Genomic DNA, 12820 nt, shown 5'->3' with positions numbered 1-12820 from the left:
TCTCCCAGGGGGAGAGGGGAAATGGCCGCGGTAAAGTCATCAATTCAGGTCGGCAGGTAACGGCCGGAGTCCTCGCGCATCCGGCCCTCCTCCACCAGCTTCAGCAACACCGCCAGGGCGCTCCGCTCGGCCACGGGAAACAGGAACGGCGGCGTGTCCGCGTACGCACGCTCCAGCACCTCCGGGAGCGTCGCGCCCTCCGCGGGTACAGCCGCCACGATGCGCGCCTCTCGCGCCGCCCGGTGCTCCAGGTACTCCTGTAGCTTCCCCGGTCCGTCCGGAATCGCCGTCCCGTGCGCCGGGTGCAGCGTCGTCACCGGCAGCTCCCTCAGCCGCGCGAGCTGCCTCAGATACTCGCCCATGTCCCCCTCGGGCGGGTCGATGACGATGGTGCCCACGCCCGCCACCATGTCGCCCACCACCGCCGCGCGCGTCCGCTCGTCCACGAGACACACGTGGCCCCGCGCGTGCCCCGGCGTGTACAGCACCCGCCAGCGCTGAGGCGGAGTCCCCGCCAGCTCCAGCACCTCGCCGTCCTCCAGCAACCGGTCCGCCGGTACGTCCACACGGTCCGCCGTCCGCGCGTGACACCACAGCGGCACCTTCAACCGCTCCTGCACCGCGCGCACCCCGCCCACGTGGTCCTCATGGTGGTGCGTCAGCACGACCGCCTTGACGCCGCACCCGTCCGCCACCAGCCCCTCCACCAGCGTCAGCAGCCGCGCCACCTCGGCCTCGTCATCCGCGCCCGGGTCCACGAGGAGCAGCTCGCCGTTGCCCAGCACATACGCATTGGTGTGCGTGGCCGGAGGCAACGTGGCCGTGCGCAATGGGAACACCCGCACGCCCTGCTGGAACTCGATGCGCTGCGCGATGAAGTCCGGGCAGTGCGGCTGCTCGCGCAGGCTCGCCAGGGCCCGCGCCGGGGTGTCGAAGCTCGCCATCACCCGCAGCACGTGCAGGGCGGGCGGGTGCAGCAGCGCCGTCCCCTGCTCCCAGCGCGCGAGCGCCTCGGCCGGCTTCACCCACGCCGCCTCCGACAGCTCACCGGGCCACCACTCGGCCCGAGCGTGTGCCGGCGCCTCCACCAGGTAGAAGAAGGTGTCGAAGCGCACGGGAGCGAACTCCGGCGTCACCCACCGGCCCGCGTCCGGGAAGTCCTCCGCCCGCAGCATCAGCCCGTGCCGCTGGAGCAACTCCGACCACGTGCTCCGCTTCTCCAGCAGCGCGCGGCGCATCTCCCGCACCTCGTCCGCGGGCACCCGCATGGCCCCCTCGGCCACCAAGAGACCGGTCTCCTCGAAGAGCTCGCGCGCCGCCGCCACCCGCAGCGCGGCCTCCTGTCCCGAGGCGCCTCGCACCGGCACCAGCGCGTCCGTCTTGTCCACCTTGCCGCCGGGGAAGGCGTAGAAGCCGCCAGCGAAGGCGAGCGCCTTCTCCCGCTTCACCCAGAAGACCTCCACGCCCTCGGGTGTCCGGCGGTACGGCACCGCCACCGACGCGGGCCGCGTCGCCGCGACGGGAGGCGGCGGAGGCATGCCGGGAAACGCCTCGCTCATGGCCGCACCGCCTGTCCGAGCAGCCGCGCCATCATGTTGCGCGCGTCCTCGATTTGATCCGGCCGCACGTACAGGCGCGACAGCCGCACCGCGCCGCTGTAGCGCTGGTAGAGCGGCGTGTAGCGCGCCACCTCCGTCAGCCGGCCGGTGGACACGTCGACGATGAAGAGGCTCGGGCCCGAGCCCTCCGAGAAGTACTTGGAGAGCACGCCCTTCGACTCCACCGTGAAGTGCTCGAAGCCTCCCGTCACCAGCGCGCTGCGCAGCACGTCCAGGTCGTAGCCCACGTCCCGCTCGGTGAACTGCGCCAGCAGCTTGAAGCCATTGCGCGTGTAGATGCGCTGGGCCCACCGGTTCTTCGAGCGCCGCAGCGTGTGCCACAGCGCCACGTCGTCGCAGAAGAGGAAGGCCTCGGGGTCGGAGGGAATCTCGAACTCACCGGGCGCCTCCTCGTAGTAGCGCCGCAGCATGTAGTCGAAGTTCACCGAGGTGTGGTGGTAGTAGACGGAAACGAACATGTGGTAGCGGCTGAGGAGGAAGTCCTCGAAGGCGAACGCCGCCGCCCGGCTCAGCGCCATGTAGGCGCGCCCGTCCTTCACCGCCGGGTTCAGGTTGGAGACGATCCAATCCATGTCATACCGGCCATAGTTCACTCCCGTATAGAACGAGTCGCGCACCAGGTAGTCCATCCGGTCCGCGTCCAGCTCGCCGGACACGATGGCGCGCAGGAACGGCGTCCAGTCCACCCCTCCGTGCGAGAAGTCCGGATCCCGCGGTGGCTTCGCCCCGGTGATGAGCCCCACGGCCGCCATGGGGGTGATGCCCATTGGTCCGTAGTGCTGCTCGATGATGGGGGTGAGTGAGCTGTCCAACAGGAGCTTCGCGGTGAAGTCCTCGTGTGTCGCCTGCTCGCCCTCCGCCACGGCGTCCAACCAGGAGGGGAGCCGGAGGGAAGCTCGCGGGGGCGCGATGCGTTCCGAGGCGTGGGAGAGAGGCATGTGCCCCAGGTCATGACACAACACGGCGAGACGCACCGCGGCACTGAAGCGCTTCCGGACGTCCTCGGGCAGGCTGGAGCGGCCCGCCACGGCGTGGAACACCCGCGAGGCGACGTGCATGGCGCCGAGCGAGTGGGCATGCCGGGTATGGGTGGCGCCCGGGAAGGCCAGGTCGCCGAACCCGAGCTGCCGCACGTGTCGCAGCCGCTGGTAGTACCGGCTGTCGATGACGGCCTTCTCCTCACCACTCACATCGATGGTGCCGTGGATGGGGTCGCGAATCCGCATGGTTCTCCTCTCATACTTCCGGGAACTGCTCGGCGGCCAGCCAAACGGCCCATATGTGGACTGTCATCCCCTTGGGGGACGTGCTAACCCTGCCACCGCACTGCGCATGCACATCGCCATCCTGTACAACCGAGACCATGAGCTGTTGGAGGACGACCCGGGTCGGGAGGCGCGAGAAGACGTGATGCGCGTGGCCTCGTCCCTGGCCGAGGCCCTCTCCCACGGCGACACCCATGCCGAGCCGCTCGCCGTCGAGGGCTCCAGGCTGGACTTCGTGGACGTGCTCGCTCGGATGCAGCCCGGCCTGGTCATCAACCTCTGCGAGTCCGTGGCCGCGGACGCCCGGGGGGAGATCATCATCCCCTGCCTGCTGGACATGCTCGGGCTGCCCTACACCGGCTCGCCGGCGCTCTCCCTGGCGCTGGCGCTGCACAAGGACAAGGCCAAGGAGCTGCTCAAGGCGCGCGGGGTGTCCACGCCGGGCTTCGCGCGCGTGGACCGGCTCGAGGACGTGGCCCTGGTGGACCTGCCCTTCCCCCTCATCGTCAAGCCCGCGCGCGAGGACGCCAGCGTGGGCATCACCCACGACTCGGTGGTGCACGACCGGACCGCCCTGGGCCACACGGTGGAGGCGGTGCTGCGCACCTTCCAACAGCCCGCCCTCGTGGAGCAGTTCATTCCCGGACGGGAAATCTACGTGCCGCTGCTGGGCAACAACCCGCGCCGGGCGCTGCCCCTCACGGAGATCCGCTTCGGCAAGCTCTTCGAGGACCGGCCCAACATCGTCACCTACGCGGGCAAGTGGGAGACCGACTCGCCCGAGTACCAGAACACTCCCTCGGGGCCCTGCCAGCTGGAGGACCCCGCGCTGGAGGCGCGCCTCGTGAAGGCGGCGATGGATGCCTTCGCCGCCCTCGAGTGCCAGGACTATGGACGCGTGGATCTCCGGGTCACCCCGGATGGCGTGCCCTACGTCATCGACATCAACCCCAACTGCGATCTCCACCCCGAGGCGGGATTCGCCAAGGCCGCGCGCGCGGCCGGCATCGACTACTCCGCCCTGGCCAGGCGCCTGGTGGAGATCGCTCTCGAGAGAACCCATGGACATCCGACCGCTCGAAGGAAAGGACCGGGAGCCCCTCGCCTCCCTGATCCGTCGAATCGAAACGTTCTCGCCGGAAGAGGTGGAGTGCGCAATCGAGCTCGTCGATCTCGCGCTTCAGCCGAATAACCGCGACTACAAGATTCTCGTCGCGGACCGGGACGGCAAGCTCGTGGGCTACATCTGCTACGGCCCCACGCCGATGACGGAGGGGACGTACGATCTGTATTGGATTGCCTCGGACCCCACGGTGCGTGGACAGGGCGTGGGCGCCTCGCTGGTCGCCGGCATGGAGGCGGACCTGCGCCGCCAGCAGGGCCGGCTCATCCGCGTGGAGACGAGCGCCACCGAGGCCTATGGTCCCACCCGCGGCTTCTACGCCTCCATGAAGTACATGGAGGAGGCGCGCATCCGCGAGTTCTACAAGGCCGGCGACGACCTCATCATCCTCACCAAGCGACTCTAAGAGTGCGACTCCCCCGAAAAGCCCTTCCTCCCCTGGGCGCCGCGCTGCTGAGCCTGGCCCTCGTGCAGTGCAAGAAGCAGGAGCCCGCGCCCGCGGCGCCCCAGGCCCAGCAGGCCCCGAGCCAGGCGCAACCCGCCCAGGCTCCGGCCGGCGTCTCCGACGTGCTCAAGGCGCGCCGTCCGCAAGGCGGCGAGTACCTGGGGCTATACCTGGTGGACAAGAAGGTGGGCTACGTCTTCAACGACCTGGGACTCGTCCCGGGCCGTAACGACCGGGTGCGCAGCATCAACGAGCTGCACTTCAAGGCGCAGGTGGGTGCCCGGATGTCCGAGCGCGTCCATCGGGAGGAGCGCATCTACGAGGCCCGGCCCGGCGGAAGGCTGGTGGCCTTCACCATCCAGCAGCGCGGGGACGGCGGCACCCAGACGCTGGAGGGCACCGTCACGCCCACCGGCATGAGCGTGGTGCGCAAGCGTCCGGGGATGGCGGACGAGACGGTGAACCTGCCGCCCACCACCGAGGTGGTGGAGGACGCCGATCAGGTCCGCGTGGCCCTGCTGCGCCAGACGAACGTGACGGGCAGCGCGTTGGATGGGACGGACCTGGGCACCTACAAGCTCGTCACCACGGTGCAGCCCGCCGAGGAGCGTCTGGTGAGCGGGGTGAAGGTGAAGGTCGGCAAGGCCGTCAGCGTCTCGGACAAGGAGAAGGTGCCCGTCACCGCCTACGTCGCCGAGGACGGACGGCTGCTGGAGATGGAGTACGGGCAGACGATGCGGGCCCGCGCCGAGTCCGAAGTGGTGGCGAAGCGGCTGGACGTGGTGGAGGTGTTCGGCCTCACCCGCGTCGTGCTGCCCAGGCCGCTGCCGGCCGAGGCGCAGGCCATCCCCGGCCAGGTGAAGCTGGTGATGGAGAACCTGCCGGAGAAGTTCCACCGCGACACCTACCGGCAGAAGTACCAGCCGCAGCCGGACGGACGCGTGCTGGTGACGCTGTCGGCTCGAGCGCCCGAGCCGAAGAACCTCAAGCCCCGGCCGCTCGCGGATCCCGACGGCGGTGAGAACCTCGCGTCCTCCATCATCGTCGAGAGCGACAACCCGCAGATCCGCGACCTGTCCAAGCAGCTGGTGGGCGAGGAGAAGGACGCCTACACGGCGGCGAAGACGATCGTCGGCTGGGTGGCGAAGAACCTGCAGAAGGACTACGGGGCGAGCGCGGACCGGGCCACGGACGTGTTGCGCCAGCGCAAGGGTGACTGCACGGAGCACTCGCTACTGACGGTGTCCCTGCTGCGCGCGGCCGGCATTCCCGCACGGAGAGTGGATGGCGTCATCTACATGGTGAACCAGGATGGCGTGCCGGCCCTCTACTGGCACGAGTGGGTGGAGGCCTTCGTGGGCGAGTGGACCCAGATGGATCCCACCTTCAACCAGGTGGTCGCGGACGCCACCCACTTCGGCGTGGGCCAGGAGGGAAACGCGGAAATCACGCCCCTCATCGGGAGCCTGAAGGTCGTCGAGGTGAGGTAGGAGGTGTCAGGGGGTACACCCCCCCTTGGCAAGGTGTCACGAAGTCGACTAAGCAACCCCCCGCCTTTGTGGCATGTGTAACGGGGGTTTCATGCGTGAGTTGACTCAGAAGTTCCTGGTGGCCTCGCTGCTCGCCCTCGCGGGCTGTGAGCATGAGGCCAACAGTGGCCGGCTCGTGGGTTTCATCGTGGATGGCCAGACCGGTCAGCGCCTCAACTTCTTCCAGGCGGATGGGAAGAAGAACAACGTCGACGACGACAAGAACAGCCAGAGCCAGGTGTACGCGGTCATCGACGGCGAGTTCCGTCGCGCGGAGCCATGCGGCAGCGGCGACCTGACCGAGGAGAACGCCATCGAGGCGGATGGCTGCTATCAGATCAATGGCATCCCCGAGGGGATGATCGTCCCCATCTTCGCGCAGGCCCCGGGCTACGAGCGGTTCGTGGGTGAGTTCGAGTACCCCATGCTCGCCAAGGACCAGGAGTACGCGCAGTACGTGGGGAACATCCGGCTGTTCCCCAAGGGCTACACCACGGACTACCGGTTCAACGTGGACTTCAATGGCCAGCCGGTGGCGAAGGCCCAGGTCATCTGCCAGTACCTGAATGACGCCGGCAGCTCACTGGGGGTCTCGGGCGATTTCACCGGCTTCCTCACGCCGAAGAACACCGGTACCACCACCGTCAGCGCCACCTCGGGTGATGACGGCGTGGCGGTCATCCCGGGCGCGCAGCTCGTCAACGGCGCCACCTACAACTGCCATGCGGTGCTGAACCAGTCCCTGGATGGGCGGACGCTGTCGGGTCAGAGCTTCATCGTGGCCGGCGTGAACCAGACCGAGCAGAGCCTGTCGCTGTCGGCCGTTGGCTCGCTCGACAGCCTGCTCTACGCGGTGCGCTCCAACGTGGATGACGGCGCCAAGCTGTTGGGCGCGGACGGCAAGCTCGTCGTCACCTTCAACCGCCCGGTGGAGATCGTCCCCGGCACGGCGGATTGCCAGATCGCTTCCGCTTCCATTGTCTATCCCGATAGCGACACCATCCAGGGCTCGATCAACGGGAACACCCCCGACAACGCCGTGTCGGAGCAGGTCACGGCGGAAGTCTCCGGCGACGGGCTCACGCTGACGGTGGGCTTCAGGGCGGAGATCGCGTTCGACCCGGATGACCGCGGCACCTACGTCTCCTTCAGCGGAATCGTCGTGCGCCCGCGCGGCATCACGGACTCCCGTCAGGTTCGCGCCATCGGCGCCGCGACCAGCTGCCCGGCGGTCGCCGGGTACGACGTGATGGATCTGCAGAACCTGCGCGTTGGCGGCGGGTACCAGAGCAACACCATCCAGCTCTTCTAGGTCCGTCGGTGTCGTTCCCGGGGCGCGGGAGATGAACCCCGCGCCCCGAGTGTTTCAGGTGCCCGTTGGCACCAGGGCCAACTTCCTCGCGAGCTCGCCCGGCTCCTGGATGGGCGGCTCGCAGGCGAAGTGGCGGCACAGGTAGGCGGCGGCATGGCCGCCCACCGGCTCGCGGCCCTCGAAGGTCTCCTTCATCGAGGGGGGCACCGGCGCCCCCGGATCCTTCCACGAGAAGGCGAACGTGGGTGCGTAGGTCGCCCGCGTCACGGACAACAGAGGCGCCACCGCCTCGCGAGTCCCCGAGAAGGTGACGCTCGGTGCGCCCTCCACCAGGGCGTCCGCGGCCAGTCCCAGGTGTCCGTAGCCCATCGGGTTCTGCCGGAGCTGCTCCCTCATGCGCGACACGTACTGCTCCGGCAGCTCCAGGTATTGCTTGTTCCCCGTGAGCGCCGCCAGCGCCACCTGCGCCTCCGTCAGCGTCGAGGCCCCCGAGGGGAAGGCGTTGTCGAACGTCGCGTAGGTCGCCACCACCAGGTCCTGCTGCGCCCTCGGCGCCGTCAGGTACGCCCGCTTCTCCCCATCCCAGAAGAGCGCCTCCGCCGCCTTCACCAGCGCCTCCGCCGCCTCCACGTACTTCGGGTCGAAGGTTGCCTGGTACAGCGCGGTCAGCCCCGAGGCCAGGTCGCCGTAGTCCTCGAGGAAGCCCGGGATGCGGGCCTGTCCCTCCTGGTACGAGCGCAGCAACCGCTGGCCGTCCCACAGCTCCGACAGCAGGAAGTCCGCCGCCCCACGCGCCAGGGCCACCCAGTCCGCCCGCTCGAAGACGCGTCCCGCGAAGGCCAGGCCCCGGATCATCAGCCCGTTCCACCCCGCGAGGATCTTGTCGTCCCGCCCCGGCTTCACCCGCTTCTCCCGCGCCTCGAAGAGCCGCCGCCGCGCCTCGCCCAGCCGGAGCGCCACCTCCTCCACCGTGAGCTGGAGGTCTCCGGCCAGCGTCTCCACCGGAACCACCGCCTCCAGCACCGTGGCTCCGTGCTCGAAGTTGCCTGCGGGCGTTATCCGGAAGTGGCGCAGGGCCAGCTCGGCCAGCTCCGGCGGCAGCACCTCCCGCACCTGCTCGGGCTTCCAGACGAAGAACTTCCCTTCCTCGCCCTCGCTGTCCGCGTCCTGCGTGGCGTAGAAGCCGCCGCGCGCGTCCGTCATCTCGCGCCGCACGTACTCGGCCGTCTCCTCCACCACCTTGCGCCACAGCGGCCTCGGCTCCACCTGGTACGCCTCCGTGTACAGGTGCAGCAGCTGCGCGTTGTCGTACAGCATCTTCTCGAAGTGGGGCACCGTCCACCGCTCGTCCACCGAGTACCGGTGGAAGCCGCCCCCCAGCTGATCATGGATGCCGCCCAGCGCCATCCTCTCCAGGGTCAGCAACGCCGACTTCTTCAACGCCTCGTGGGCGTCCTTGCGCCGCCACGCCCGCAGCAGGAGCGCGACGTTCATCGGGTTGGGGAACTTGGGTGCGCCACCGAAGCCACCGTTCACCGTGTCCACCCGGTGCAGCATGGACTCGCCCAGGGTGACGATGTCCTCCGGCTTCAGCGCCGCCGACGCCGAGTCCAGGCCGTAGCTGGCCAGCTCGCCCAGTCCCTCACGGAACTCCTCCGACTGGCGCCGCACCTCGTCCCGCTTCGTTTCCCAGGCCTCGTGGAGCGCCTCCAACACCCGCGGGAAGCCCGGCCGCCCGTACTTGTCCCGCGGCGGGAAGTAGGTGCCCCCGAAGAAGGGCATCAGCTCCGGCGTCAGGAACACCGTCAGCGGCCACCCGCCTCCCTGCCCCATCAGCTGCACCACACCCTGGTAGATCTGATCCACGTCCGGCCGCTCCTCGCGGTCCACCTTCACGTTGATGAACCACTGGTTCATCAATCCGGCGATGGTGGGGTCCTCGAAGGACTCGTGGGCCATCACGTGGCACCAGTGGCAGGCCGAGTACCCCACCGACAGCAGGATGGGCTTGTCCTCCGCGCGGGCCCGGGCGAAGGCCTCCTCCCCCCAGGGGTACCAGTCCACCGGATTCGACGCATGCTGCCGCAGGTAGGGCGACGGCTCCCGGGCGAGGCGGTTGTTCGCACCGGAGTGCGGAGTCTGGGCCATGGGCGGCTCCTCGGAGTGGGACGACGTCGCGTGTGATAAGGGGACACTGGTAGCGCGAGCAAGCCGCTCGGAAGGTGCGTGCCCTCCGGTATGAGCCGGAGCGTTCAGGGACATGCAGAAAGGTGCTGGGCAAAGGCCCGCATTCGCGCATAGTCCAGGCCCGTGGCCGAGTCCCCCAGCTCCCGAGCCCCCCACTCCGTGACGCTCTGCCTCGCGCTGCTGGCGGTGAGCGTGGGGGTGCGGCTCGCGCTCGCGCTGGGCACGGACGTCTACTTCGACGAGGCCTACTACTGGCAGTGGGCCCAGCACCTCGACTGGGGCTACTACGACCACCCGCCGCTGGTGGCCTGGCTCATCGCCGTGCTCGGCATCCGGCCCACGGCCTTGCTGTGCGGGCTGGGCACGGTGGCCGCCGTGTGGGGCCTTGCCCGGGACGTGTACGGCCAGCGCGAGGCGGCCTGGCGCGCGGCGGCGCTGTGGAGCCTGGTGCCCGTGGGCATCCTCGCCGGCGTGTGGTCCACCCCGGACACGCCCCTGCTGTTGTGCTGGGTGCTCGCGCTGTGGGCGCTGTACCGCGAGCGGTGGGTGCTCGCCGGGCTGGCCTGCGGGCTGGCGCTGCTGTCCAAGTACCCGGGTGTCCTGCTCGCCGCGGCCTTCGTCGCCGCCTGCGTGCGCGCGCGCCGGTTGCCGGCCGGAGCGTGGCTCACCGCGTTGCTCGGGGTGCTCCTCTTCCTGCCCGTGGTGGTGTGGAACGCGCGTCATGACTGGGTGGGCTTCGCCTTCCAGCTCAAGCACGGCCTCGGAGGCACGGGCGGGTGGCGCACCTTCGGCGAGTTCCTCGCGGGCCAGCTCGCGCTCGGGGGCCCCGTGCTGCTCCCGCTGACCGGGGTGTACATCCTGCGCGGCCCGAAGGAGCAGTTCCTGTTGCGTGCCGCCGCGGCCGCGCCCCTGCTCCTCTTCGGCTACGCCTCCATCCGGACCCGGGGCGAGGCCAACTGGCCGGCCGCCGCGTACCTCTCCGCGTGCGTGGGCATCGCCGGCATGCGTCCCGGGTGGTTCCGTGCCGCGGCGCTCGCCAACCTGGCCGGGGTGCTCGCGGTGGGCTCGCACCTGTTCTTCCCCCTGCTGCGCTTCGAACGCGACGTCCCCCTGTCACGCACCCATGGCTGGGCCGAGCTGTCCCGGCTCTCCGAGCCCTCGAGGCTCTTCCCCGGCCTCACGCGCGAGGACGTGGCCGTGGTGTACGCCCCCAGCTACCAGCTCGCCTCCGAGGTGGCGTACTACACGCGGCTGCCCACGGACACGGCGGGCGGGGCCCGACGCAGCCAGTACGACCTCTGGCCGGAGCCCGTGCCGACACCCGGACAGGATGCGCTGTGGCTCTCCGAGGGCCGATCTCCACCCGACGAGCTGACCGCGCGCTTCTCCTCCGTGGAGGGACCGGTGGAGCTACCCGCCGACTTCCGCGGGCGCCGCGTGCACACCTTCACCGTCTGGCGGCTGCGCGACGCGAAGCCCTGAAGGCCGGGCACACCGGGGGGGATACACAGCCCCCGCCAGCCTCGGAGTATGCTTCGCGGCGCTCTCCGTTACCGGGAGCTCCCGACATCTCTCACCCGACATCTCTCATTGGAGAACCTCATGTGGCGCGGTCGCCTCACCCTCTTGTTGTGTCTGCCGTTGGCCCTGGCCACCGGCTGTGTCGATGGCCCCAAGTGCAAGGGCTCCGAGTGTGGGGGTGGCAGCCCCGACTCCGGAGTGGTGCCCGAGACGGTCGAGGCGGACTGGGCGGTCACCGGTCCCTACGCCAACTGCCACTTCATCCAGGGCACCACGGGCACGCGGTGCGGTGAGCTCGAGAGCTTCGACCTGTCCGCGTGTCAGCGCGCCACGCTGGGCAACATTGGCAGGGAGGGCGTCTTCACCACCCACGGCCGCATGGAGCTGAACGACGGAGGCGTGCGCTACTTCAAGCAGAGCCACTCGCTCCGGAATGACGGGGGGATCGAGACCTTCAACGGTTGGAGCACCGAGAGCTCCAGCATGAACCTCGCCAAGCAGCTCACGAACGACACCTGGTTCGTCGCGAGGCACACCGAGACCGAGCTCCAGGACGGAGGCATCCTCAACCTCACGGTGGGCTATGCCGGCTGCTCGGCCCAGGACTCCGATCACTTCACCGGCTGCTATGCCGTGTGCCGCAACGGCCAGGCCTCCGAGGTGGGGACCTTCAAGGCGGCCCGCATCACTCCCACCCGGGGCGAGAGCGAGGCCAACGGGCTCACGCTCGTTTCGGAGACGCCCATCCTCCACTCGGATTACCCCAGCTACTTCTTCGGCCTGCCGGTGGACGTCTACGTCACGAAGGACCGCGCGTACGTCGTGTCCATCGACAGCACGTACCAGGGCTGGGGTGGCCTGACGGTCATCGACGTGCGCGACCCCGCGCGCCCGCGCGTCACGAGGCAGATCTCCGCCAAGGGGGGTTACTGGAACGGCGTCTGGGCCAAGGGTGACGCGCTGTACGTCGCCAGCGAGAACCTCGGTGTCCACACCTTCGACATCACCGACCCCGACAACCCCGTCTACACCCCCGTGCAGGTGCAGGAGAACAAGGATGCCCACACCGTCTTCGTGGAGGGAGATCACCTCTACGCCATGGGTGACCCGATGCGCATCTACGACATCTCCAACCCCCGAGCCCCGCGCCTCATCGGCCGCTACGAGCCGCCCGGCGCCGCCTCCTACCCCGGCGCCTACGTGCACGACGCCTTCGTCTACAAGGGCCGGATGTACAGCTTCTACTGGTCCTACGGCATGCAGATCAGCGACGTCTCCCAGATGGACGACGAGCATGCGCCCACGCCGCTGGGCGCCTACCGTTACGGCGTGGACTCCATGGGCAACCCGACGCTCAACTCCGCCCACAGCCACGCGGGCGCCGTGGGCACCTTCGTCGACCGGCTCATCGCCTTCGAGGGCGGTGAGGACTGGGGCGCCCACCTGCGCGTGCTCGACGTCACGGACCCCGCCAACGTGAAGCTGCTCGCCCGCTACCGCCTGCGCGAGGAGGCCTCCATCCACAACATGATCCTCGACGAGGCCCGGAAGCGGCTCTACATCGCCTACTACCACGAGGGTGTCCGCGTCCTCGACGTGGCCAACCCCGCCCAGCCCCGGGAGATCAGCTACTTCAACACCTTCCGCTCCGAGGACCCGATGCGCGGCCTGGGCTTCTACGAGGGCGCCATCGGCATCCGCGTCCCCAGGGCGCCGGATGTCTCCGCCGCCAACGAGGGGCTCATCTACACCGTCGACACGTCCCGCGGCCTGCTCATCCTCCGCGAGACGAAGTGACGGCACCGGGGTGGAGAGGAGG

At 69.3% G+C, this 12820-nt stretch carries 9 protein-coding genes; 6 read left to right on the top strand and 3 right to left on the bottom strand.

The genetic code is table 11. The features are described 5' to 3' along the window. Positions 1 to 44 precede the first annotated feature (44 nt). Both JQX13_RS25580 and JQX13_RS25575 read right to left on the bottom strand, forming a co-directional pair. Positions 45 to 1559: an MBL fold metallo-hydrolase gene (locus JQX13_RS25580; RefSeq protein WP_203411517.1), complete on the bottom strand. Its 1515-nt coding sequence runs from the start codon at positions 1557 to 1559 to the stop codon at positions 45 to 47. Beyond that, a complete protein-coding gene (locus JQX13_RS25575) occupies positions 1556 to 2845 on the bottom strand; it encodes an HD domain-containing protein (RefSeq protein ID WP_203411516.1) in 1290 nt (429 codons plus the stop codon). The genes JQX13_RS25580 and JQX13_RS25575 overlap by 4 nt, the downstream gene beginning before the upstream one ends. A 106-nt stretch (positions 2846 to 2951) precedes the next feature. Between JQX13_RS25575 and JQX13_RS25570 the strand changes: the two genes are divergently transcribed. From JQX13_RS25570 to JQX13_RS25555, 4 genes are all read left to right on the top strand, one after another. Beyond that, the gene (locus JQX13_RS25570; RefSeq protein ID WP_239015165.1) at positions 2952 to 4076 is read left to right on the top strand and encodes a D-alanine--D-alanine ligase family protein; all 1125 of its coding nucleotides are present in this window, start codon (positions 2952 to 2954) and stop codon (positions 4074 to 4076) included. Further along, positions 4030 to 4413: a GNAT family N-acetyltransferase gene (locus tag JQX13_RS25565; protein WP_239015163.1), complete on the top strand. Its 384-nt coding sequence runs from the start codon at positions 4030 to 4032 to the stop codon at positions 4411 to 4413. The genes JQX13_RS25570 and JQX13_RS25565 overlap by 47 nt, the downstream gene beginning before the upstream one ends. Before the next feature lie 2 nt (positions 4414 to 4415). After that, complete coding sequence (locus JQX13_RS25560) at positions 4416 to 5942, top strand: transglutaminase-like domain-containing protein (RefSeq protein ID WP_239015161.1); 1527 nt, start codon at positions 4416 to 4418, stop codon at positions 5940 to 5942. A gap of 91 nt (positions 5943 to 6033) precedes the next feature. Continuing rightward, positions 6034 to 7293: a hypothetical protein gene (locus tag JQX13_RS25555; RefSeq protein ID WP_203411514.1), complete on the top strand. Its 1260-nt coding sequence runs from the start codon at positions 6034 to 6036 to the stop codon at positions 7291 to 7293. 54 nt (positions 7294 to 7347) lie between these two features. Here the strand turns inward: JQX13_RS25555 and JQX13_RS25550 are convergent, their stop codons facing one another. Continuing rightward, positions 7348 to 9441 carry a thioredoxin domain-containing protein gene (locus tag JQX13_RS25550; protein WP_203411513.1) on the bottom strand — a complete coding sequence of 698 codons (2094 nt, stop codon included), beginning with the start codon at positions 9439 to 9441 and terminating at the stop codon, positions 7348 to 7350. A gap of 198 nt (positions 9442 to 9639) precedes the next feature. Here JQX13_RS25550 and JQX13_RS25545 point away from each other — a divergent pair, with 198 nt between their 5' ends. Then, complete coding sequence (locus JQX13_RS25545; RefSeq protein WP_203411512.1) at positions 9640 to 10962, top strand: ArnT family glycosyltransferase; 1323 nt, start codon at positions 9640 to 9642, stop codon at positions 10960 to 10962. A gap of 120 nt (positions 10963 to 11082) precedes the next feature. After that, complete coding sequence (locus JQX13_RS25540; protein ID WP_203411511.1) at positions 11083 to 12798, top strand: LVIVD repeat-containing protein; 1716 nt, start codon at positions 11083 to 11085, stop codon at positions 12796 to 12798. Positions 12799 to 12820 lie beyond the last annotated feature (22 nt).

The organism is Archangium violaceum, from assembly GCF_016859125.1.
GTDB lineage: Bacteria > Myxococcota > Myxococcia > Myxococcales > Myxococcaceae > Archangium > Archangium violaceum_A.
This window is presented reverse-complemented; position numbering and strand designations above follow the sequence as displayed.